This window comes from Ruegeria sp. HKCCA6837 (assembly GCF_013034475.1).
GTDB lineage: Bacteria > Pseudomonadota > Alphaproteobacteria > Rhodobacterales > Rhodobacteraceae > Ruegeria.
In genome coordinates this window covers 167,794-192,004 of sequence record NZ_WQGD01000004.1, presented here as the reverse complement: position 1 = coordinate 192,004, position 24,211 = coordinate 167,794, and the positions used below count along the sequence as shown (strand labels likewise).

Below are 24,211 nucleotides of genomic sequence, written 5' to 3'. Positions count from 1 at the left end.
CTGCCCCTCTGAAAGGGCGGATTTCAGCGCCGCGAACGACGCTTTGGGCGTTCTTTCCAGAGTTTCAAAATCCACGTCCACCAGTCCAAACCTTTTCTCGTATCCGAAGGCCCATTCGTAATTGTCCAGCAGAGACCAGACAAAATAGCCTTTAACCGGAACACCTTGTGCCAAAGCGTCCAGCACGGCTGCAAGGTGTGTATCAAGATATTCGATACGGTCCTCATCCCGCACGCGCTCTGCGCTCGCCATACCATTTTCGGTGATATAGATTGGCAACGCGCCCGTATAGTCCTTCTGTGTGCGAACCAGAAAACGGTTTAGGGCAGAAGGGTCTATTTCCCAACCCATTTGCGTTTTTGGCAAAGGCCCGGGAACATCGGTCAAACTGGGCCACGCGGTATCGCTTGGGGCAATCAGCTTTCGGGTGTAGTAGTTCAACCCGCACCAATCGACCTGAGACCCAATCGTTTCAAAGTCATCCTGCCAACCAGATGGCAAGTATGGCTCAAGCCCATCCAACACCAGTTTGGGGTACTGTTTCTTGAAGACACCACCAAGAAAGAACCGATTGTAAATCGCATCATACCGGTCCGCAGCAAGCCGCGCCTCGACGCTGTCATCGGCCGGGTCTGCCCATTCGAGGTTGAACACCGCGCCCAGATTGCTCATCCCAAGACTACGCATGGCCTGAATGGCGCGACCATGCGCCAGCAAAACGTGATGCATCGCGCGGGCCGTTGCGCGGATGTCGCGCAGGCCCGGGGCGTGATGACCTTCGAAATGGCTTAGCCAGCTGACACACCATGGTTCGTTGATCGGTGCGGCACTGTACATCCTGTCCCCGATGCGGCCCATGATGACCTCGGTGAAGTCTGCAAACCATCCTGCAATGTCGCGATTGCGCCACCCCCCCTGGTCCGCCAGGGCCGAGGGCAGCTCCCAATGATACAAGGTTACGCAGGGCCGTATTCCGCGTTCCAGCAACGCGTCGGCAAGTCGATCATAGTAATCCAAACCGGCCTGATTTACCTGCCCGCGACCTTCCGGCATCACCCGCGCCCAACTGGTTGAGAACCGATAGCAGTCAAACCCCGCCTCGCGCACCAGATCGAAATCCTGTTCGAACCGGTTCAAATGATCACAGGCGAGATCGCCATTTTCTCCACGAACCACGTTTCCAGGTGAGGCCGCAAACGTATCCCAGTGTGTTTGCCCGGCACCACCCTGTGCATGCCCTTCGATCTGATAAGCTGAGGTTGCGACCCCGAAAAGGAAGTCTTTTGGGAAGTCAGAGCGAGTGTATTTCATTCTTTGTTACGTCCTGTTGGGCACAGGGCCAGTTGAGCGTCCGACAACCAGTTCAGCCTCCAGCAATCTGGTGTTGGCCGCATCATCGGGGAACTTGATCCGTTCAATTAACATCTCTGCCGCCATTTCCCCGGCGTGACGGACGGATGATCGGGTTGCAGTGAAAATAGGAACGTCTTGACCGTTCTTCAGATAAGACAAGTCGTCGTCATGCGCTATGACCGAAACATCGCGCCCCATCTTCAAGCCCGCTTCATCCAAGGCGCGCCTTACCCCTATGGCGGAAATCATCGAGGACGCCAATATGGCGGTTGGCGGATTCTCAAGCTGTAACATACCTCGCGTTTCGTGATGGCCATACACTTCCGTCATCTCTGCGCTGCGCATCAGTTCGGGATCGGCGGCAAGGCCAGCTTGCTTGAGCGCTTCCAGATACCCGGCGCGTCGGCGCTGTGCGAAATCCATATCTTCCAGGCCATTGATCAAGGCGATCCGGCGATGACCCAAATCAATCAAAAACCGCGTCGCCCGTAGAAACGAGCTTTTGTTGTTCACGTCGATCCAGTCGTAAGGCGTATCTACGCCAGTCGAACGCCCATGCACGATGAACGGCACGCCCATGCGTTTCAGAACAGCGATCCGAGGCTCATTTACTTTCGGCCCCTGCAGGACAACGCCATCGACCGCACCCCGCTGAAAAAGACTGCGATAGGCTTCTTCGATCGAAGTGTCGTCGGCGTTGGTAAACATCATGTCGTAGCCATATTCCGCATATTTCCGCGCGGCTCCGGCAACAAAGTCACCAAAGATGGGGTTCACCATTTCATGCTGCGACGAACTGGGGATCACATGACCGATGACCATGGATCGCCCTGTTGCCAGCCCTTTCGCCCGGCTGTTGGGGCGATATCCATGTTTTTGCGCGGCGGCTTGCACACGTACACGCGTTCCTTCACTGACCTCCGGATATCCGTTCAGCGCGCGGCTCACCGTTGTTTGCGAAAGGCCCAGGATTTCCGAGAGCTGCTTCAGGTTCATTTTGCTATTCAAAGCGCCTTCAATTATCTGCAACATTTGTTGTGTGGCCAATTTGAGCGCCCGTCAACTTGTTTTACCGTTATTGCCAAATTTATTAATATTGGCAGCATAAGGCAGCAAGTGATTGACAGGATGAAAGTGTTAGCGGATAACACGTCGCATCCAAAGCGCTTTGAAAGTGAGTCTTTAAGCGCGTGAAAATTCGGGAGGAGGATTAGATGAAACACTCGCTTTATGCAGGTGCGGCGATGTTCGCCCTGATGGCTGGGTCGGTTCAGGCGGAGGGTGAGTTGATCCACGCCGCAGGTGAAGGCAGCTTTGACTGGGACGGGTTCCAGGCCTTTGCCGATGCTAACGATCTGTCCGGGGAAAGCCTGACCATCTTTGGCCCCTGGCTAGCGGGTGAGGGCAAATCCTTTGAAAACCTCGTCGCGTATTTCGACGAAGCAACAGGCGCGAATTCCAGCTATGTGGGTTCAGATTCGCTTGAGCAACAAATCCTCATTGATGCAGCGGCGGGCTCGGCGCCGAACCTGACAGTGTTTCCACAGCCTGGTCTGGCGGCAAACCTTGCGAAGCAGGGGTACCTGACGCCACTTGCGGACGGATCGGCTGACTGGATCAAAGATAACTTTGCTGCAGGTCAGTCCTGGGTCGATCTGGGCACGTTCGAGAATGATCAAGGCGCTGCCGAGTTCTATGGCTTTTTCTTCAACGTAAACGTCAAGTCTCTGGTTTGGTACATCCCCGAGAACTTTGAAGATTTTGGATACGAAGTACCGGAGACCATGGAAGAGTTCAAAGCTCTGATGGACCAAATGGTCGAAGATGGCGAAACCCCATTATGCGTTGGTCTGGCTTCAGGAGGCGCAACCGGTTGGCCTGCGACTGACTGGGTAGAAGACCTGATGCTGCGCACTCAGCCACCGGAAGTCTATGACCAATGGGTGTCGAATGAGATGAAGTTTGACGATCCTCGGGTGATCGCCGCAATTGAGGAATATGGCAGCTTTACCCGCAATGACGACTATGTTGTCGGGGACGCCGACGATACTGCCGCGATTGACTTCCGCGACAGCCCCAAGGGTCTGTTCGACAGCCCCCCGGCCTGCATGATGCACCGCCAAGCGTCGTTTATTCCGGCGTACTTCCCTGAGGGCACCGAATTGGGCGTTGATGCTGATTTCTTCTATTTCCCGGCTTATGCCGAAAAGGATCTGGGTACTCCGGTACTTGGGGCGGGAACGCTGTTTACAGTCACCAACCCGAACCCTGCTGCCGAAGCGTTCATGGAGTTCCTCAAGACACCTTTTGCGCATGAGATCATGATGTCGCAAGACGGCTTCCTGACACCGCATCTTGGTGCGAACCCCGAAAACTATTCCAACGACACTCAGCGGGGGCAGGGTGAAATCCTGACCAATGCCACCACCTTCCGCTTTGACGGATCTGACCTGATGCCAGGTGCCGTTGGCGCCGGTACCTTCTGGACCGGGATGGTAGATTATTCATCGGGTGCAAAAGACGCAGCAACCGTGGCCGGCGAAATCCAGTCGTCCTGGGACGCAGCCAAGTGATAAACGTTTGGGGCGGTCTTAAGATCGCCCCGCTTGCCAAACGGATGAGCGCACCATGACACCGGCACTTCAAGGCCTGCTGACGATCGCCATCGGCGTGTCGAGTTGCGTGGGCTATTTCTATCTCTCCAACCAGTTTCTGGACAAAGTTCTGTTCCCGCCGCGCGGGCCGAATGCGGGGCGCAACATCAACCGGGCCAACATGATCCGGCCATGGCTGTTTCTGTTCCCTGCGCTTGCTGCGCTGGGGCTGTATCTGGCCTATCCGGTTGTTGAAACACTGCGCCTGTCACTCACGGAGCGTGTGCCCGGCGGCGGGTACAAATGGGTGGGTCTGGACAATTACTCACAGATGGCGGCTGAGCCCAAATTTTGGGAGGCCATGCGTAACAACATGTTTTGGCTGATCGTCGTACCAGCCATGTCCACAGCCTTTGGTCTGCTTGTTGCGCAACTGACTGACCGGATCCGCTGGGGCAACTTCGCCAAATCTCTGATCTTCATGCCGATGGCGATTTCTTTTGTGGGCGCGTCGGTGATCTGGAAACTGGTTTATGATGCGCGTCCTGCAGAACAAGACCAGATTGGCATCCTAAACGCGCTCTATATCTTTTTCGGTGGGGCCGAACCGCAAACCTGGCTGACGGTCCCGTTCTGGAACAGCTTTTTCCTGATGATCGTTTTGGTCTGGATTCAGACCGGTTTTGCCATGGTCATCCTTTCGGCAGCCTTGCGGGGCATCCCCGAAGAAACCATCGAAGCAGCCATTCTGGACGGCGCGAATCCGTTCCAGATTTTCTTCAAGATCAAGGTGCCCCAAATCAAAACAACCATCCTTGTTGTTTGGACGACAATCACAATCACCGTGCTCAAGGTCTTTGACATCGTTTTTGCCATGACCAACGGCCAGTGGGAGACACAGGTGCTGGCCAACTACATGTACGACAAGCTGTTTCGGGCCAATGACTGGGGCGTCGGGTCAGCCTCGGCCATGGTGATTATGCTGCTGGTTGCTCCGATCCTGGTGTGGAATGTGCGCAACGCCCGCAGGGAGATGGAGTAAGCCATGAGCGATATTGCAGGAACCAAACCGGCGCTCAGATGGGTTGTGCACCTTTCGGTCGTCTTTCTTGTGGTGTTGTGGGTTATTCCGACTTTGGGTCTGTTGGTCTCGTCCTTTCGGACAGCCGACCAAATCTCATCAAGCGGGTGGTGGCGATCGCTGTTTCCATCCGAGCAGAATCTGACCCTTCGCAGCGCCGCGCCTGAAACACAGGCGTTGGAAAACGGGTTGTATGTCATTGAGGGCGCGCTGTTCAGCGCGGATGAGCAAGCCACAATTTCGAGATGGGGTATCAGCTCGCGTGATGTGGATGCGTTTCAACCCGGAGAAACGGCCGAACTGCGTAGAGGTGGCACGATCACCGTCGATGCGGTTGGAAACTATCGGATGGAAAACACCGAAGAGTTCTCCGGAAACCGCGGCGCGCGTATCTTTGTGACGGCCGAGTTGCCGCCTGAGTTCACCTTGGACAATTACCAGAAAGTTCTTCTGGATCAGAGCAGTACGGACAGCATGGCCAAGGCGTTTTTCAACACTTTGACCGTGACGATCCCAGCGACGATCATCCCCATTCTGGTGGCTGCTTTCGCGGCCTATGCGCTGGCGTGGATGGATTTTCCCGGTCGGGCGCTGTTGATCGCGGCAGTTGTCGGCCTGCTGGTTGTTCCGCTTCAGCTTGCCCTGATCCCCTTGCTGAAATTCCACCTGAACATTGGGATCGGGAAGGGCTATCTGGGCGTCTGGTTGGCACATACCGGGTTCGGGATGCCCCTGGCGATTTATCTTTTGCGCAACTACATGGCCGGGTTACCGCGTGATCTGATCGAAAATGCCCGCGTCGACGGCGCCACCGAATTCCAGATCTTCACCAAACTGATCCTGCCACTCAGCTTCCCGGCGCTGGCGTCTTTCGCGATCTTCCAGTTCCTCTGGACATGGAACGACCTTCTGGTTGCGAAGGTCTTCCTGATCGATGCGACTGGCCAGACGACCGTGATGACCAACCGCATCGTCGAGCTTTTGGGGACGCGAGGTGGCAACTGGGAAATTCTTGCGACCGCCGCCTTTGTCTCGATCTTTGTGCCGCTGGTCGTTTTCTTCGCAATGCAAAAATATCTGGTCCGGGGCCTGTTGGCCGGATCTGTTAAATAGAGGCGTCTGATGAACGTGCAGAACAACCTTGAACACAGCAAAGCAACAAAACTGTCTTTGGATTGGTGGCGAGGGGGTGTGATTTATCAGATTTATCCCCGCAGCTTTCAGGACAGCAACGGGGATGGGATCGGCGACCTGAAAGGCATCACTGCGCGACTGGATTATATCGCGTCGCTCGGCGTTGATGCGATCTGGATTTCACCGTTTTTCAAGTCGCCTATGAAAGACTTTGGATACGATGTCAGCGATTACCGCGATGTCGATCCAATGTTCGGAACGCTTGAGGACTTCAAAGAGCTTCTGGATAAGGCGCATGCCAAACGGTTAAAGATCATGATCGATCTGGTTCTGTCGCACACGTCGGACCAGCACCTCTGGTTCACCGAAAGCCGCAGCAGCCGTGAAAACCCGAAATCCGACTGGTATGTGTGGGCTGACCCCAAGCCGGATGGCACGCCACCAAACAACTGGCTGTCGATCTTTGGCGGCTCGGCGTGGCAATGGGACTCTCGTCGCCTGCAGTACTATCTGCATAACTTCCTGACATCGCAGCCGGATTTGAATTTCCACTGCCCGGATGTTCAGGATGCTTTGCTGGACGTCGCGCGGTTCTGGCTGGATCTGGGCGTCGACGGCTTTCGGTTGGACACAATCAATTTTTACTTCCATGACAAGGAATTGCGCGACAACCCAGCCCTGCCAATGGATCAGCGCAACGCGACGATCGCACCAGCAGTCAACCCGTACAACCATCAGGACCACCTGTATTCGAAAAGCCAACCCGAGAATATTGCATTCCTTGAACGGCTGAGGGCGCTTACGGACGAATACGAAGGCCGTGCGTGTCTGGGCGAGGTCGGCGATGCGCAGCGTGGGCTCGAGATCATGGGTGAATACACCTCGGGCGATCAGCGGATGCACATGTGCTATGCGTTTGAGTTCCTCGAGAAACGCGCGTTGACTGCCAGTTACACCAAACATGTCTTTGACCAATTGCAGGCCAAGGCAGGTGATGCATGGCCCTGTTGGGCGTTTTCAAACCATGACGTGCAACGCCATGCCTCTCGCTGGAACTTAGATGACGCCGCAGCCCGACAGCATGCGGTTCTCATGATGTGCCTACGCGGTTCGGCTTGCCTGTATCAAGGCGAAGAATTGGGCCTGCATGAAGCAGATGTGCCGTTTGAGAAGCTTCGAGACCCCTATGGCATCGAATTCTGGCCCGAATTCAAAGGCCGCGACGGTTGCCGTACGCCAATGGTTTGGCAAGCGCAGGATGAACAATCAGGCTTCAGCACCGCAGAACCCTGGCTACCGGTCAGCGTCCAACAAGCTGAACACGCGGTCGATCGGGCCGAGGTGGACCCGCAATCGATGCTGAACCACTATCGTCGCGCTATCGCGCTGCGTCACGCCCACCCGGCTCTGGCATCTGGACGTCTTTCTGAGACGAACGAAATAAGCTCAGTTTTGACTTTCATTCGTGAAGACAGCTCCGAGCAAATTTTCTGTGCGTTCAATCTCGGATCAGATCAAACCGAGATCAAAGTGCCTGACGGCAATTGGCAGACCATTGGTCAGGAACTGGGTGGCATTGAAGGCGGAAATTCAATCACTCTGACAGCTTCGCAGTTCTGCCTGATGGCTCGGAAAAAGGGGTAAGGCATGTCTGAACTCAACCTTACAGGTGTCGCCAAGTCTTATGGCCCTGTTGACGTTCTGAAGAACATCAATCTCGACATTGAGCAGGGCGAACTGGTCGTTTTTGTTGGTCCTTCCGGATGTGGCAAATCCACCTTGCTGCGGATGATAGCCGGTTTGGAAAAGATCACAGGCGGGACGCTGGAGATCGAAGGGCAGGTCATGAACGATGTTCCGCCCGCACAACGCGGCATCGCGATGGTGTTTCAAAGCTACGCCCTGTACCCCCATATGACCGTGCGCGAAAACATGGCGTTTGCCCTGAAAATTGCCAAGATGCCTGCGGGTGAAATAGATGCTGCGGTAGATCGAGCCGCCCAAATTCTGCAACTCGAACCCTTTCTTGACCGTTTACCCAAAGCTCTGTCCGGCGGTCAGCGCCAGCGGGTCGCCATCGGGCGCGCCATTGTGCGCGACCCAAAGGTGTATCTGTTTGATGAACCCTTGTCGAACCTTGACGCAGCCCTTCGGGTGGCAACACGGATCGAAATTGCGCGCCTGAAAGAGGCCATGCCCGACAGTACCATGATCTACGTGACCCATGACCAGGTCGAAGCGATGACATTGGCCAGCCGGATTGTGGTTTTGGCCAACAAGGGTATTGCGCAGGTGGGCACGCCGCTTGAACTGTATGAGGCTCCCGATAACGAGTTTGTGGCCCAATTCATTGGCTCGCCGTCAATGAACCTATTACCCGGAACGATCACCGGAACGGGGGTGACAACGACTGTGGAGCTTGCGTCTGGCGGCACCGCCGTTTCCGCGATCCCGACCGAGGACAGCGATCTGGGCAAGCAGGTCAATATCGGTGTACGCCCCGAAGATTTTGTCATGACTGACGATACCGCGATCATGACCGGAAAGGTGGATTTCACCGAGGCTTTAGGCGAGGTCACACTGTTGTACTTCGAAAAGACCACGGACGCTGACGCGCCGATTGCCAAACTGCCAGGAGTTCAACGGAACATGCGCGGACAGACCGTTTCCATGACCGCAGCCCCTGAAAAAGTACACTTGTTCCACAACGGCGTATCGATGCGAAAGTGAGAACGGCGGCTAATCAACGCGAAGCTTGACAACTCAACTGCTCATATTCCACCATAATTGAAACGTTTCAATGGTGGGGGAATGAGAGTTTCAGCCCAGCTTTATACAGTGCGGCAATGCGGTGATCTGGCAGACCAGTTACGTCTGGTTGCAGCTTGCGGATTTGAAGATATCGAAACCACAGGGCTGCATGAACTGAACCCGCAGCAGATGGCGGGTACCATTCATCAATCAGGTCTTAACGTTCGGTCTGCACATTTTGACTGGGAAGAGTTCGACACGCGTTTCGATGACATTGTCGAGGTCATGGACCTTTTGGAATGCCAGGTGGCCGTCATGCCTTGGCTGGCGCCCCAGGCGCGGCCCGACACTGCCCGGGGATGGATGGCAGTGTCGGGCCAGTTGTCAGAATGGGCTGATCGACTAAGCGGGCACGGCATCCGTCTGGCCTATCACAATCACGACTTTGATCTGGTGGGAGCAGAGGGTGAAACGCCCCTGGATCAAGCCCTTTCGCAAGGGAATATCTACTGGCAGCCAGATATAGGTTGGTTGCAAGTTACTGGCGTAGATGCCGCCGCAATGATCAAACGTCATGCGGACCGAATCCTGTCGGTTCATGCAAAGGATGCGGATCCAGACTGTGGCACAGGTGACGAGCGCTGGCGCAATCTGGGGGAAGGCGTCGTGGATTGGGACGCTGTATTGAAGGCACTCGCAGACAGCAATTGTTCCGATTTGTTTGTCGAACATGACGAAACCTTAGATCACAGACGTACGTTGAACACGGGACGGGGGTTCCTGACCGAACGTCTGATCGGGATTACCTGATGGCGCGGGCGACAATAAAATCAATTGCAAAGAAGACTGGCTATTCTGTCGGAACGGTTTCGAACGCCTTACGGGATGCGCCCTCGGTGAAACAAGAAACGCGGGATGAAATCCACAAGGTAGCGACCGCTCTGGGCTATCGGGTAAACCTCGATGGGCTTAAGTTGCGGACCAATAAATCCTATCGGATTGCTGTTCTGGTCAGTGTTTCGGAAGATGCCGCTGAGGAATGGGAAGGCGTTGAATTCACACGGATCCTAGCCGGGATTTCAAAGGCAGTTCAGGGATCGCGCTATCAATTGAGTGTTTTCAGCACAAGCGATGATGATACTGAACTGAAGACTCTGCGTTCGATCGTGCAAGAAGGGCTGGCCGATGGTGTGATTTTCTCGGGCACGCGAGTGAACGACCCGCGGATAGCGTATCTTCAGGCTGAGGCATTTCCCTTTGTCACCTACGGCATGAGTAGCAGCGACCTGCCACATGCATATGTTGATCTCGACAGTGAGACTGCGGCGTATGAAGCGACGGCCAGATTGATTGGCCTTGGCCATCGCCGGATCGCGTTGATTAACCCCCCGGATGACCTTGTCTATGCCCTGCAACGACGCCGGGGCTATGCCGATGCTCTGTCAAAGGGTGCGCTTGGCTTTGACCCTACGCTGATTGCGACCGGTCCAACAACAGCGGAGACCGGCCAAACGGCTTTCGCGGCACTTATGCAGTTGCCCAAACCGCCAAGCGCCATCATTTGCGCCAACGAGGCGATGACCCTTGGGGCCTTGTCGGCGGCAGCAAAACAAGGGGTGAGGGTGGGGCAGGATGTTGTGGTCATTTCAAACGATGATCTGAAACTCAGCCGGTATTTCGTACCCCCGCCCAGCACCTATTATCTGCCCATTGGCGAGACCAGCCGCCTCTTGGGCGAGTTTATGCTGCAAGCCTTGGCCGGAGCCGACCCATCTAAGATTCAAAAAAAGATCAGGGCCCAATTGATCGAGCGGCAACCTGACACGCCACCGCCGGAACCGGCGATTTGACTTAGTCCAACAAAGGAGAAACCAAACATGTTCAAACATTTAATTGCAGCGGCGGCGCTTTCCGCGATGACCGCACCTGCCGCCTTTGCCGACGACCTGGAAGGCCGTGTGCTCAAGATCGGGACGGACGCGACATATCCACCGATGGAAACCGTGGATGAAACAACTGGCGAGATTGTCGGTTTTGACGTCGACGTCATGAATGCCATTTGCGAGCGCGTGAACTGCGTTCCGAATTTCGTCAACACGGCTTGGGACGGGATCTTCGCGGCACTTCAGCAGGGTGAGTTCGATCTGGTGATCTCGGGCGTTTCGATCACACCGGAGCGGGAAGAGACCATGGATTTCTCCGAACCTTACATCGTTGTCAGTCAGGCCATTCTTCTTCAGGTCGACAATGCGGATATGACGCTGGAAGATTTCAAGGCAGGAGGCCAGAAGCTTGCGGCGCAGACCGGTACGACCAACGCGCAACTCGCTGAAGAGCTGGTGGGCCGCGAGAATGTGAGCCTGTATGACAATTTTTCGGCCGCCATTCTGGCACTTCAAAACGCCGACGTGCAAGGAGTCATCATCGACGGCACCTCGGCGTCGGCCTATGAGCAGGAGTTTGCAGGCGAGTTGACCGTTGGGATCACTGGCCTGCAATCCGACCCACTGGGCATCGTCTTTCAGGAAGGCGACCCAACCGTTGATGCCATCAACACGGGACTGGCTGCGATTCAGGACGACGGCACCCTGGACAAGCTGAAAGCCAAATACTGGGGAACAAACTGAACCCTGAATACCTAACGGCCCCGGCGGAATTTTCGCCGGGGTTTTGACCTAGCGGAGAACCCCATGTCGCGTCTCAGCTCGATCCGCCCGAGCAACCTTGTGTTGCTCGCAGCAGCGCCATTCATCATTTACCTGTTTGCTACCTCGTCCAAATATTTGCGATCTCTGGTCGCGATCCTAGGGATCGGCAACAACGCGGGGCCGATTTTTGTTGGGTTCTTGCTGATCCTGACCGCGGCGATCCTGGGCTATCTCTGCGCCCGCCATTCCCGGTTCCATTCGCAAGCCCCGGCCTGGTTGCGCGTGGCGGCGTTGGCTGCATTTCCTGCGGCGGTTGGCCTATCGATGCTTGCCTTTGTCGCACCTCAGATCCTGATGCCATTCGCCGAGTCGGTCTTCTTTCATGCGCTGAGTGAAAACACATCGGCACTTATCGACCGAACCAACCAGACCTGGGTGCTTTTCCCTGAGGTTGTGGCGCAAGTGCAGACTGGTTTGCAGGTCTTGCTGGCAATCTATGCGGTGATCATCGCGCTGTGCGTGTTATCCACCCGTCTGAACAACCCGTTGCGCGGCTATTCTCAACTTGGGTTTGAAATCCTGACCGGGGCCACCTTGTTCTATTTGATGTTCATGGCGCATTGGCAGTTTGCAACTGGCGTTGCCATTACATTCCGCGCGGCGATCTTTGCCTATATTTTTGCAGCGATCCTGGGGCTGATCTGGGTGGGGCTGCAATCGTTCAAACCCAAAGCGCGTACTACGATGGTTTACGGCGCAATCAGCCTGGCTCTGCTAGCGGTTTCCACGTTTTTCTTCATGCAACCACAAGTGAATTACATCCTTGTCGGGAGCACCGAAGCCCGCATTGCCATTGTGCGCGGCACACCACAAGCGCAGGCAGATATCATCCGGTTTGGTGAATTCGAAGGCGGTGGAGAGCAGCAATACCGCATCCGCAGTGCAACAGACGCCGCAGCGGCCCTGGAGCAAATCGAAACCGTTGAAAGTGTCTCGGGCGCGTTTGTCCCCGTTCAGGCACACACGCAGGGCTATCCGGTGCTTTGGCAAACCAGCTTTTTGCCCGACAAGTACCGCAACCCGGCGCTGGCTTTTGCTGTCTTTGGCTTTTTGTTATTGACGCTGACCATTGGTGGCGCACAGCACAAACTCCACCCGCTAGCCGTTGGCGCAGAGTTCTTTGTGGATACGATACGGGGCATCCCGATGCTGGTGATCATCCTTTACATCGGCCTGCCTCTGGCGGGTGCAGTCAAGGATGCCACAGGCGGCGGCATCGACATGACCAATATGACCCGCGGTATCATCGCCATTTCGGTTGGCTATTCAGCCTATATGGCCGAGATCTTTCGATCCGGGATCGAGGCCATACCCAAAGGGCAGTTGGAAGCGGGCAGCTCTTTGGGCTTGTCTCGATGGCAGACTGCTCGGCTCATCGTCTTGCCGCAGGCATTGCGGATCGTGACCCCGCCCTTGGGCAACGAATTCATAGCAATGATCAAGGACACCTCGCTGCTGTCGATCCTGTCTGTCCGTGACATGACGCAAAGAATGCGAGAGTTTCAGGCGGCAAGTTTCCTGCCTTTCGCCCCCTTCAATACGGCAGCAATTCTTTACGTCGTGATCACATTGGGTTGCGCCAGCTTCCTGAAATGGATCGAACGTCGTACCGCAAAGGATAGCAGATGAGCAAGCTTGAGCTGGGGGTTTGCTACTACCCTGAACAATGGGATCGGTCGCAATGGCAAGAGGATGCCAAGCGTATGGTCGAGATGGGGTTGGATTGGGTGCGTATTGCCGAATTCACCTGGGGCCTAATCGAACCTGCACGCGGGCAGTTTCGCTGGGGTTGGCTGGACGAAGTCATTGAAATTCTGGGTCAGGCCGGGCTGAAGGTCATAATGTCGACCCCAACGGCGGCCCCGCCAAAATGGCTGATCGACGCGCATCCTGAAATCCTGCCGGTTGGACCGGATGGACGGGTCAGGGGATATGGCTCGCGCAGGCATTATTGCTTTTCCTCTGAGATTTATCTGGCAGAGGCAAAACGGATCGCCACCGAATATGCCAGCAGACATGGAAAGAACCCTCATGTCCACGCCTGGCAGATCGACAACGAATACAACGACCACGACACGGTACTCAGCTATTCAATGGCTGCGCGCAACGGGTTTCAACGCTGGCTTCAGAAGCGATACGAAACAATCGATGCCCTAAACCAAACATGGGGAACCGTGTTCTGGGGATCGCTCTATTCCGGATTTGACCAGATTGAGCTGCCCAACGGTCTGGTCGCAGCTCCGAATCCAACACATGCATTGGATTTCATGCGTTATTCTTCGGACAGGGTACGTCTGTTCAACAAAGCGCAGGTCGACATTCTGCGGGAACATTCTGCGGGCCGAGACATCACCCACAACTTTATGGCAGGCAGTTTCGAGTTTGACCATCACGCCGTTGCGGCCGATTTGGATGTGGTTGGCTTTGACAGTTACCCGCTGGGCAACCTTATGGGTTCGACCCTCTCCGACGATGAAAAGCGTCGCTATCTGCGGACAGGTGCGCCGGATTATCAAGGCTTTCACTGCGATTTATACCGCAGTCAAGGACGTGGGCGGGTGTGGGTTTTGGAGCAGCAGCCGGGTCCGGTGGACTGGGCGGCTAAAAACCCTTCTCCGGCAGAGGGCATGGTGCGGCTTTGGACCTGGGCAGCTTATGCGCATGGTGCGCAAGCGGTTATGTTCTTTCGTTGGCGACAAGTAAAATTCGCGCAGGAACAATATCATACGGCGTTGCTGCGCTCGGATAACAGCCCAGATCAAGCGGCGGTTGAATTGGCACAGATCGTAAAGGATCGCGAAACTATACCATCTGCGACGCGTTCAAAGGCCAATGTGGCGATACTTTTGGATTACAGCTCAATCTGGGCTGCGGATATCCTGCCGCATGATGACGAGTTCCCAAACAGTCACATTATCCGTGAATGGTATGCCAGCCTTCGTCAATTAGGGGCAGACGTCGACTTCCTAGGCCCTGAAGATGATCTGGACGGCTATGCACTGATCCTATTGCCGCAGAGCATGATCGTCAGCGCAGACCTTGCTGCCAAGCTTTCAGATTCGGACGCGAAACTCGTGATTGGAGCCAGGTCAGGCAGCAAAACACCCCAGATGCACACACCTGCGAACCTTGCCCCTGGCACATTAACAGAGTTGACCGGCGTTCATGTCACACGCGTCGAGTCACTTCCCCTCCTGGCACAAGAACATGTGCAACTGATCAGCGGCCCTCGGCACGCTTTCGTAGGTTGGCGCGAGATCGTCGAGACCAACGAAAGTGTCTTAGCGCGCTTTGAAAGCGCCTATTGCGACGGAAGCCCTGCGGTCGTGCAGTCAAACCGGGCAATATACATGGCGATGCTTCCACGTGGTGCGCTTTTGCAATCCATTTTACATCAGGCTTTGGAGTGGGCTGGCCTGAGCGCACTGGACTGTGATCACGACATCCGCATTGCCCGGCGCGGTACGTTGCATTTCGCGTTTAACTTTGGTGACACTCCCAAACCCTTGCCAGCCGGTGATCATCGTAGATTGTTGATAGGAACCGACCCGGTGGATGTCCGGGACATGACCGTTTGGCAAGAAGATGTACCCCTTAAAAAATCAATCTGAACGCGTTCGATCAGGAGGCTGGGCTAATGAATTTTCAAAACTGTCACTTTTTCACTGCCGAATTGACACAGAAAGTCCTATAAAAAAAATAAAAACAAACAGTTCATCAATGGGAGAAAGCACATGGCTGACAAATTGACTCTTTCCAGACGCAAGATGCTAAAGGGCGCGGGTGCAGCTGCTTTGGCAGCGCCGCTTTACAGCAAAAGCGCGCTGGCGTCGTCGGGCGAGATTAATATTCTGATGTGGTCGGATTATCTTCCGCCCAGCTTCATCGAAGAGTTTGAAACTCTGACCGGCATCAAGGTGAACTACACCGGCATCGGTTCGAACGAAGAAATCATCAACAAGATGAAGGCCACCAAAGGTCAGGGCTTTGACATTGTCTCGCCCACCAACAACCGGTCGTTGCAATGGGAGCCGCTGGAGCTTCTTCAGCCCTTTGATATGAACAAGGTTCCGATTGACTTAGTGAACCCAGCCATGGCCAAGATCGGCACAGACGCTTGGAACTTTGGTGGATCAGGGGCGCATTGGCTGCCGCATATCTGGGGCACCGAAGGCATTGCCTACCGCACCGACCTGTGGCTGCCGGAAGGTGACGCACCGTCTTATGGCGACGTTTGGTCCGAAGAAAACGCCGGAAAAACTATGGGCCGTGCGCATTCGATGATGTTGGGCGCGGGTCTTTACATGGAGCGTTCGGGCGAGATGGAGCCGGGCTCGGTCTGGGCGGCGTATGGTGACGAAGAAACCATGCGCAAGGTTTGGGGCCAGATCACCGACTGGTGCGTTGCGCGCAAAGATCGCATCAAGCTGATCTGGAATGACGCTGACACACAGAAAAATGGTCTGTTGAACGAAGGCGTGATTGTCGGTCAAACTTGGGATGGCCCGCCGCTGGCGTTGAAGTCTGCAGGTGAACCAGTGCACTACCAAGCGCCGGTCGAAGGCGCGATGGCCTGGGTTGACGGCATGTCAATTCCAACAGGTGCCGCGAATATCGACCAGATCTATGCGTTCATTGATTTCGCCTATCAGGCCAAGCCTGCCGGTGTTGCCATCGACAGCCACGGTTACAACTCGCCGGTTCTTGGAGCTGATCAATATTCGGGCGACACTTACAAAAAGAACTTCGCCGAAGCCTATCCGGGCGACTCGTTGGCCAACCTTAACCCGTGGCCGGCCGAAGCACCTTGGTATGCAGAAACACGGACCGAGTTCGTCAACAAATTCAAGAGCGCTTAAACGCATTGAAAACATGCCCTCCGCCTTGCGCGGGGGGCTACACTCTGTGCGCCGTCCCGGCGTAACGGACAGTAATGTGGTGTGAAGACAATGTGCACCCCAGGGAGATACCAAAAATGAGTGCAGGGGTCGGCGTCGATCTTGAAAAGCTGTGGATCCGTTTCGGTGACTTCGTTGCCGTGCGGGACGCGAATGTGAACATCAACGGGGGCGATTTCTTTTCGTTCCTCGGGCCGTCTGGCTGTGGAAAAACAACGATCCTGCGCGCCGTTTCAGGTTTCCTGGAGCCAAGCGAGGGCAAGGTATTGATTGGCGGCAATGACATGCGCGGCATCGGACCAAACAAGCGGCCCACGGCGCTGATTTTCCAGAACCTGGCGTTGTTTCCGTTGATGAAAGTTTGGGAAAACATCACCTTCTCGATGGAGATTAAAGGGGCCAGCGCCGCTGAACGCCGCAAGCGTGCAGATGAGCTTCTGGACATGATCGCTTTGCCCGGGCAGGGCGACAAACTGCCCAGCGAACTGTCAGGCGGGCAACGTCAGCGTGTGGCCATCGCCCGCGCGCTTTGCGCAGAGCCGGATGTGTTACTGCTGGACGAGCCTCTGTCAGCGCTGGATCTGAAACTGCGCCAACACATGCGCACAGAGCTGCGCGAAATCCAGCAGCGCGTGGGTATCACCTTTATCTACATCACTCACGATCAAGGTGAGGCGCTGACCATGTCCGACAACATCGCCGTTATGCGCGCGGGTGTGATTGATCAGATTGCCGACGGCAAGACCATCTACAACGATCCCAACACGGCGTTTGCGGCTTCATTCGTCGGCGAAAACAATGTGTTCCGGGGTAAAGTTAAACAAGTCATGGGCAATGAGGCTCTGATCGCGACTAACCGCTCAGGCGATCTGGTAGCGAGGATTTCGACGGCCAATCAAGGCAAGATGAAAGAAGGCGACGATGCCATGATGTTCGTGCGCCCCGAGGCATTTGCCATCGCCCCCGATGGCGCGTCGGGCGACCATTTCGTCACCGCGCGTGTCAACCACGAAGAGTTCGAGGGCAACGTCTTTAACATCTTCACCGAAGGCGAGGGCGGAAAAGAGATCAAAGTATCGATCCCCAACCACGGGCAATCCTTCGAAGATCACACCGGACAGAACATCACGTTGGAATATGAGACGCACAACGCCGTCGTCGTTCCTGCGGGTGAGCTGGCTGCGGAATAAGGGGAACAGTTCATGCCCCAGTTTCTAAAGGATTTCTTCAATCGCAATGGCACCGGCATGGGGTTGGCGATTTTGGGCCTGGTCCTGTTCTGGACCATCGGGCTGATTATCTTGCCGCAGTTGTCGATGCTGGACTTTTCATTCCGTCCGAACCTGCCGCCGCCAGAGATTGGCGGGCCCAAGGACGTCTATACGCTGGAGAACTACAAGTACTTGATATACGGCCCCGAGGGCGGCAGTCAGGATTACAACACGGTCGACCTGAGAGTGTTTTTCCGAACCCTTGTGGCGGCTGTCTGTGTGACGATCTTCAATCTGATCATCTGCTATCCAATCGCCTACTACCTGGGACAATCCGAAGGTAGCCATATCCGCATCTTTGCGATCATGCTTATCATTCCCTATTGGATCAACGAGATCCTACGCGCCTTCGCGCTGCGCATTATCTTCGGTGAAACCGGCGTTCTGAATACGTTGTTCATGGGCATGGGGATCTGGGATACACCGTTTGACTTCATCCGCAACGATATCGCGCTCTATGCGGGTTTGGGCTATGCCTATATCCTGCTGATGATCTTCCCGATGTATAACGTCATTGAAAGTCTGGATAAAAACCAGATCGAAGCCGCTCGGGACCTGGGTGCGCCATGGTGGCGGATTCACTGGCGCGTGGTTATTCCTTACGCCAAGCCGGGCATCAGTTCAGGCTGTACTATGGTGTTCATGTTAAGCGCTGGTGCGCTGGCCGCACCGCAGATTTTGGGCGGTCCGTCGAGCCTGTGGTTCACGCAGCTGATCTATCAGCAATTCAACGACAACAATGACTGGCCACAAGGAGCCGCTTACGCGATCGTGCTGTTGGTGACCTGTATCCTGTTCGTGTTGGCGGTGATGCGCCTGTTTAAGGTGAATATGGGGGATATCGGGAAATGAACAATTCCTTCCTCCGCATAAGCATCTGGGTCTATCTGGCGATCTTCTTCCTGTATCTGCTGGGACCGCTTGTGATCATGTCGATCACCGCGTTCAACTCGTCCGGTTTCCCCCGGATGAGCCCGTGGGAATGCCTGACCTTCCAGTGGTTTGGCGAACTGTTTCAGGATCAGCGCATCCTGAACGGTATCAAAAACTCGTTGATCATCGGGCTTGGAACGGTTGTTCTGTCCGTGGCGATGGGTCTGGCAGGTGCGCTGATGCTGACTCAGATCTGGTCCAAGTTGCGCGCGACCTATTACACGATCATCATCGCACCGATCCTGATCCCGGGCGTGGTTCTGGGTATCTCGACACTGGTGTTCTGGGATCGGATCAACCGTATGCTCGGACTGGGGGCAGACAGCTTCTTGTCAAATGGCATTTTTCTGACGGTGATCGGCCAATCCACCTTTATCGCCAGCTACTGCATGCTGGTGTTGGTGGCACGGTTGCAGCGCTACGACGTAGCTCTGACCGAAGCGGCCCTGGACCTTGGCGCGAGTCATGCCCAGGCTTTCCGCAAGATCTTGCTGCCGTTCATGCGCCCGGCGATTGCCTCGGCGGCGGTGTTGGCATTCCTTGCCTCGTTCGAGAACTACAACACCACCACCTTTACGTTTGGCGAATACCCGACGCTGACAATCGAGCTGGCCCAGAAGGTCCGGTATGGCATCACACCCGCGATTTCTGCGCTAGCATTTATCATCGTAGCCTTGACCGTATTCTTTGCCTTACTGAACGAAGCCAAGCTCAAGCGTCAGGAACTGGTCGCAGCGGCGCGCAAGAACGCAACGGTTGAGGAACTGGCCGGCAAAATCAAAGTGCCCAGCTTCTTTGCCGGAAACGCAGCGGCGGTTCTGGTGGTTGTATTTGCCATTGCAACGATCACAGTTGTGGGCACTGCAACGGCATACGACCCCGGTCAGTGCATCGCCGATGTGCGTGAGCAGAAACAGCTGGAAGCCGAACAACGCATTCAGGAACTGCGCAAGCAGCGTGAAGAGCGCCGTAAGCAACGCGAAGCCGAAGAAGCCGAACAGGGTGGGTCGCAATCAACTCCCAAGCCATCAAACAACAGTGGCTTTGGAAATGTGTTTGCCCCCAACTCTCTGGGCGGAGACGAAAGCGAAAGCAACGATGGTTCGTCCGAGGCCGACCCGACCCCATCGAACAACAGTGGGTTCGGAAACGTTTTCGATCCCAACAGCCTGCAAAGCGACGACTAGCGTCGCAGGTTGATAGCCAAGGCATCCGCCCGGATCAGGATTAACCCTGTCCGGGCTAAGTGCGTTTCAGGATGGCGACATCGCAGCCTTGAACAGTTTGCCCCTTCCAGATCACCGGGCTTGCGTTGTAGTTGATCAGGAACACATGATCAGCTGTCTCGCGCATCCGCAGGCCTTGTGGCATGGCCTGCACGCTCAATCCTGTTTGCTTTGCCGCCATCGCAATGACCCGATCCCAAAGCGTTTCGTCAGGAAATCCCGCCAGATACCAAACTCCGTTTTCCCCTTTGAGCGCGGCTGCCCCATCTTCGAAATTCAGCAAGTCGGTGGCGGAGCCTGACAATCGATCAACCCAATGATGGGCTGCGCCACCGCCATTAACGGGTCTCTCAACCGTCGGAGGTAGCGTTTCGACCAGATCGACGACACAGTCCAATGCACTCAATCCGGGGCGGCCATTCTCGGGAATTTGGAAATTGCGCGTTATGGCACCACTTCGGGGGCCAAGGATGGCGAGTTTACATGCCGATTGCAGACGGCTTTCCAAATCCTGGTCAAGCGTCGCCAGACCCGGCGCAAGGATCAGATCGTATTTTCCTGAGAGGTCATGAGTAGATACGAAATCCACCGACATCCCCGCGCGGCGCAGCGCGCGATAGGCCGAAAAGACCAATCGAAAGTAATCAAACCCGGCCCCCTGCGGCTGAGTGGCCCATGCCCAGTCCGATGCATAGTCGAACACGATAGCCACCTTGGCTTGCTCTTGCCGCACTTCACCCAATTCTGACAGTGTATCTGCGGTTTGGCGGGCTTCGGTCAAAGCAGGCGCGGGGCGGTTATTCGGCGTCAACAAGCCTGCATGCATTTGTTCTTGTGCGAAGGGGGCTTGTCGCCAACGGAAGTAGCTGACCACCTCAGCCCCGTGGGCCACAGCTTCCAGCGACCACAGACGCACCATTCCCGTCAGAGGGGCCGGATTGAACGGTGCCCAATTCACGGGACCGGGTTGCTGTTCCATCACCCACCAACGTCCGCGCCCGACGGCCCGGTACAGGTCGTGATGAAACGCCTGCATATCCGGGTCGCCTTGTTGCAGAAAGGCGATCTTTTGCGCATCGTCATCTTCCAGCCGATCCGACAAAAATCCAATTGGATAACTGTCCCAGGTGGCAATATCCAAATCTGCGCCGACCTCGAAGTGATCGAAATCCAGAACCCGGCCCATGTAATTGTGCAGCAGTGGCGCGTCGGTCAGCTGCCGCAAAACCTCAACCTGAGCTTTGTTGAAAGCCACAACCTGATCTGAGCTGAACCGTCGGAACGCCAACACATGAGCCGGGTTCGGTTCGGTTACGGTTTGATTGGGTAGGTCAATCTCGTCAAAACTGGCATATTCCATTGACCAGAACACATTGCCCCATGCTGTATTCAGCGCTTCGACGGTGCCATATTGAACTGCCAACCACTGTTGGAAGGCGCGGAGGGCAGGGGCACTGTAGCTGACCGTTGTGTCATGACACCCGTATTCGTTGTCGATCTGCCATGCTGCCACCTGCGGATTACGACCATACCGTTCGCCCATGATGCGGGCGATGCGTGAACATTCGTCGATATAGCCTTGGTGACTAAAGCAATAATGTCGCCGCGACCCAAACTTGCGCGGGGCCCCGAGTTCATCCACTGCAAGCATATCCGGGTGTTTGTCGATCATCCAGCGGGGCGGTGTCGCCGTTGGCGTACCCAGCACAACCTTCAACCCGGCGGACCCAAGTGTTTCGATCGCACGGTCCAGCCAATCGAGTTGCAGATTACCCGGCTGAGGTTCCATACGGCTCCAGGCAAACTCACCGATCCGAACCCAGGTCAGACCGGTGGTGATCATGCGCGCTGCGTCCTCCGCCCACATCGCCTCGGGCCAGTGTTCGGGATAGTAGCAAACGCCAAGTTCCGGCTTCATAAAATGACCCTGTGTTCTGCCTGACCCCGCCCGACATTTAGCGCGGCAAAGGTCTTTCCGTTGTTTGGTTGCGCTTCGATTTCGTCGGCACTTAACCCCTGACGCGCTGTTGTGCAGAAAAGGGTGCTCAGATCACTGCCGCCAAAGGCCGGGCAGGATGTATGCGCCGCGTCGTAAGAAACGGCACGCAGGAATTGTCCCTCAGATGTATAACAGGCAACCCGGCTCGCACCCCATTGGGCAATCCAGATGTTTCCAGCTGCATCAACCACAGCGCCGTCGGGGTTCAACCCTTCCGCCCGAAGATCCAGAAAGACCGAATGATCCCCTTCAGGCCACCCGGTTTCCGCGTCCAGCTTCCAACGCCGAACCTGCCCTGTCACGGTATCGCAAAAATAGGCAACCGACCGATCCGGAGCAAAACAGATCGCGTTTGAGATTGTCACATCCGCAACCAGACGCCTCAACGCGCCTTTCCAGAACCGATAGATCGATCCGGCTGCTGGTTCCGCATGCTTTCCCATCGTTCCGATCCAGAAGCCACCCCAAGGGTCGGCCCGACCGTCGTTAGAGCGGGTGACTGAGTTATCTGCCTCCAACGGTGTGATCAGGCTGCAGTCCGCAGTGGTCAAGTCAAAACGCCAAAGCCCGGTTTCCGACGCCAGCAGCAGCGTATCGTGGTCCACCCATCCTGCAGCAGAGACATATTCTTCAAATGCCCAGCTCTGCGGCCCTTGTGCGCTACGGGTCATCAGGCGTTTGCCGATGATGTCGAACCAATACAACTGTTGCCGTTCGGGATGCCACAAAGGCCCTTCACCCAATTCACAGGGGCGATCATCGAAAACAGTGCTCATCCCACCGCCTTGTCATAGGCGGCAACGATCTGGCGGGCGCGGTCTGATATCTCGGTCACGTCCATGCCAGGTTTATATAGCGCCGATCCGATCCCGAACCCATCTGCCCCGGCCTTGATCCACTGATCAAAATTCTCAGGGCCCGCACCACCCACGGCAAACACCAGCGCACCGTCAGGCAAAACCGGGCGCAAAGCTGCCAGTCCGGCAGGTCCTGCCATCACACCGGGAAACAGCTTTAGCCCTGTGGCGCCGGCCTTTAGTGCCCCGAACGCTTCGGTTGGGGTATAAACACCCGGCCAGCTTTGCATCCCCAAAGCGACCGTGCGCCCAATGACCTCGGCATCATAGTTTGGCGATACGATCAGTTTACCCCCGGCATCCGAAACAGCATTGACCTGATCGATGGTTAAAACCGTGCCTGCTCCGATCAGTGCCTGATGCCCGAATACCCTGGCAAGAATAGCGATACTATTTAACGGGTCGGGTGAGTTGAGCGGCACTTCGATACGGTCGATTCCCGCGTCAAGTATCACGCGCCCAACGGCTTCGGCGTCGGACGGATTAAGCCCACGAAGAATGGCGATGATGGGACGGCTCATGAATTCACCTTGTCTTTTGCCAGAGCAAGCCCTGCCAGTGTCGCCGCAGTGGCATTTTCAGTTTCGACAAACGCACCTTGTTGCTTCAGCGCAGTTGCATAAATCTGCGAAACACCGTCGGCACCAATCACGGCCAACTGTTGTCCCAACCAATAGGGTCGGGTGGCGGCCAGCTCGGCACCGATCAGCAACCCCGAAAGCTGCGCCCGAGCGGTGCCTTTGTCCTGACCGTGTAGCAGATCTGCTGCGCGCAGACCGAATAGGCGTGCAGCCAGTTGTTCGGGCTTGGACAGGGTATCTGCAACGGCGTCCACAAATGCGTTATCATCCCAACCTTCGCAAACCGAGTGTCGCAGCACCGATTGCCCAGACAACAGATCGAACATCTCTCCCGTCATGAATGTCCGAAAGCTGACAACTTCGCCCGCGCTGACCTGAACCCACTTTGTATGCGTTCCGGGCAAACAGATCACCCCATCCCAATTCTGCCGCGCGGCAAGAAATCCTGCGATCTGCGTTTCTTCGCCCCGCATAACGTCCGGCGGTGCCATCTGTTTCAGACCGGGCACGACAAAGGCACAGATGCGTGGATCGGTGTCGGGAACGCGGATCGGCGCGTCGGACAGTGGTTGGCTTGGAACTGCACCATAAGGTGCCTCGACCCAGCCCTGCCGCGCACCAACCATACCGCACGCGATTACGTCCACCGGGGTATCCGCCAGCCATGTTTCAACAAGCGCAAGCAACGCCGCCTGAAACCCATCCTTGCCAACTCGGGCCATTCCTGCGTCACACCGTGCCTGATCCAGCACGGTGCGCCCCTGCATGGCCCACGCGCGCAGATGGGATGTACCCCAATCAACAGCGATCCATTCAGTATTCATC

General features: G+C 55.7%; 19 protein-coding genes and 1 pseudogene. 14 read left to right on the top strand and 6 right to left on the bottom strand.

The features are described 5' to 3' along the window. Positions 1–9: 9 nt before the first annotated feature. A pseudogene (locus GOV91_RS22670) lies at positions 10–1,311 on the bottom strand (GH1 family beta-glucosidase); the annotation flags it as partial. A gap of 6 nt (positions 1,312–1,317) precedes the next feature. Beyond that, positions 1,318–2,349: a LacI family DNA-binding transcriptional regulator gene (locus tag GOV91_RS08455; protein WP_171235163.1), complete on the bottom strand. Its 1,032-nt coding sequence runs from the start codon at positions 2,347–2,349 to the stop codon at positions 1,318–1,320. 218 nt (positions 2,350–2,567) lie between these two features. Here GOV91_RS08455 and GOV91_RS08450 point away from each other — a divergent pair, with 218 nt between their 5' ends. From GOV91_RS08450 to GOV91_RS08385, 14 genes are all read left to right on the top strand, one after another. Next, on the top strand, positions 2,568–3,926 hold the full coding sequence (locus tag GOV91_RS08450; RefSeq protein WP_171176949.1) for an ABC transporter substrate-binding protein: 1,359 nt from the start codon (positions 2,568–2,570) through the stop codon (positions 3,924–3,926). A 55-nt stretch (positions 3,927–3,981) separates the two neighbouring features. After that, positions 3,982–4,989, top strand: a complete 1,008-nt coding sequence (locus GOV91_RS08445; protein ID WP_171235162.1) for a carbohydrate ABC transporter permease — start codon at positions 3,982–3,984, stop codon at positions 4,987–4,989. 3 nt (positions 4,990–4,992) lie between these two features. Beyond that, a complete protein-coding gene (locus GOV91_RS08440; RefSeq protein WP_171235161.1) occupies positions 4,993–6,141 on the top strand; it encodes a carbohydrate ABC transporter permease in 1,149 nt (382 codons plus the stop codon). Positions 6,142–6,150: 9 nt separating this feature from the next. Then, positions 6,151–7,806 (top strand): alpha-amylase family glycosyl hydrolase, encoded by a 1,656-nt coding sequence (locus tag GOV91_RS08435; RefSeq protein ID WP_171235160.1) that lies wholly within the window; start codon positions 6,151–6,153, stop codon positions 7,804–7,806. A 3-nt stretch (positions 7,807–7,809) separates the two neighbouring features. Continuing rightward, positions 7,810–8,892 (top strand): ABC transporter ATP-binding protein, encoded by a 1,083-nt coding sequence (locus tag GOV91_RS08430; protein WP_171235159.1) that lies wholly within the window; start codon positions 7,810–7,812, stop codon positions 8,890–8,892. Between the two features lie 81 nt (positions 8,893–8,973). After that, positions 8,974–9,723 carry a sugar phosphate isomerase/epimerase gene (locus tag GOV91_RS08425; RefSeq protein WP_171235158.1) on the top strand — a complete coding sequence of 250 codons (750 nt, stop codon included), beginning with the start codon at positions 8,974–8,976 and terminating at the stop codon, positions 9,721–9,723. Next, complete coding sequence (locus tag GOV91_RS08420; RefSeq protein ID WP_171235157.1) at positions 9,723–10,763, top strand: LacI family DNA-binding transcriptional regulator; 1,041 nt, start codon at positions 9,723–9,725, stop codon at positions 10,761–10,763. Before GOV91_RS08425 ends, GOV91_RS08420 begins: the two co-directional genes overlap by 1 nt. Before the next feature lie 27 nt (positions 10,764–10,790). Further along, complete coding sequence (locus tag GOV91_RS08415) at positions 10,791–11,540, top strand: basic amino acid ABC transporter substrate-binding protein (RefSeq protein ID WP_171235156.1); 750 nt, start codon at positions 10,791–10,793, stop codon at positions 11,538–11,540. A gap of 63 nt (positions 11,541–11,603) precedes the next feature. Beyond that, a complete protein-coding gene (locus tag GOV91_RS08410; protein ID WP_171235155.1) occupies positions 11,604–13,250 on the top strand; it encodes an amino acid ABC transporter permease in 1,647 nt (548 codons plus the stop codon). Continuing rightward, positions 13,247–15,232 carry a beta-galactosidase gene (locus GOV91_RS08405; protein ID WP_171235154.1) on the top strand — a complete coding sequence of 662 codons (1,986 nt, stop codon included), beginning with the start codon at positions 13,247–13,249 and terminating at the stop codon, positions 15,230–15,232. Before GOV91_RS08410 ends, GOV91_RS08405 begins: the two co-directional genes overlap by 4 nt. 123 nt (positions 15,233–15,355) lie before the next feature. Then, positions 15,356–16,480 (top strand): extracellular solute-binding protein, encoded by a 1,125-nt coding sequence (locus GOV91_RS08400; protein WP_171235153.1) that lies wholly within the window; start codon positions 15,356–15,358, stop codon positions 16,478–16,480. A gap of 116 nt (positions 16,481–16,596) precedes the next feature. Then, the gene (locus tag GOV91_RS08395; protein WP_171176972.1) at positions 16,597–17,709 is read left to right on the top strand and encodes an ABC transporter ATP-binding protein; all 1,113 of its coding nucleotides are present in this window, start codon (positions 16,597–16,599) and stop codon (positions 17,707–17,709) included. Positions 17,710–17,721: 12 nt separating this feature from the next. After that, positions 17,722–18,642, top strand: a complete 921-nt coding sequence (locus tag GOV91_RS08390) for an ABC transporter permease (protein ID WP_171176974.1) — start codon at positions 17,722–17,724, stop codon at positions 18,640–18,642. Then, positions 18,639–19,910, top strand: a complete 1,272-nt coding sequence (locus GOV91_RS08385) for an ABC transporter permease (RefSeq protein WP_171235152.1) — start codon at positions 18,639–18,641, stop codon at positions 19,908–19,910. The genes GOV91_RS08390 and GOV91_RS08385 overlap by 4 nt, the downstream gene beginning before the upstream one ends. Positions 19,911–19,965: 55 nt before the next feature. On the opposite strand, the gene GOV91_RS08380 is transcribed toward GOV91_RS08385, so the two are convergent. The 4 genes from GOV91_RS08380 to GOV91_RS08365 are packed head-to-tail and all read right to left on the bottom strand — an operon-like array spanning position 19,966 to position 24,210. Further along, positions 19,966–21,867: a beta-galactosidase gene (locus GOV91_RS08380; RefSeq protein ID WP_171235151.1), complete on the bottom strand. Its 1,902-nt coding sequence runs from the start codon at positions 21,865–21,867 to the stop codon at positions 19,966–19,968. Further along, the gene (locus GOV91_RS08375) at positions 21,864–22,724 is read right to left on the bottom strand and encodes an SMP-30/gluconolactonase/LRE family protein (RefSeq protein ID WP_171176980.1); all 861 of its coding nucleotides are present in this window, start codon (positions 22,722–22,724) and stop codon (positions 21,864–21,866) included. Before GOV91_RS08375 ends, GOV91_RS08380 begins: the two co-directional genes overlap by 4 nt. Beyond that, positions 22,721–23,326 carry a 2-dehydro-3-deoxy-6-phosphogalactonate aldolase gene (locus tag GOV91_RS08370; RefSeq protein ID WP_171176982.1) on the bottom strand — a complete coding sequence of 202 codons (606 nt, stop codon included), beginning with the start codon at positions 23,324–23,326 and terminating at the stop codon, positions 22,721–22,723. Before GOV91_RS08370 ends, GOV91_RS08375 begins: the two co-directional genes overlap by 4 nt. Then, positions 23,323–24,210 carry a 2-dehydro-3-deoxygalactonokinase gene (locus GOV91_RS08365; RefSeq protein ID WP_171235150.1) on the bottom strand — a complete coding sequence of 296 codons (888 nt, stop codon included), beginning with the start codon at positions 24,208–24,210 and terminating at the stop codon, positions 23,323–23,325. Before GOV91_RS08365 ends, GOV91_RS08370 begins: the two co-directional genes overlap by 4 nt. Between the last annotated feature and the right edge of the window lies 1 nt (position 24,211).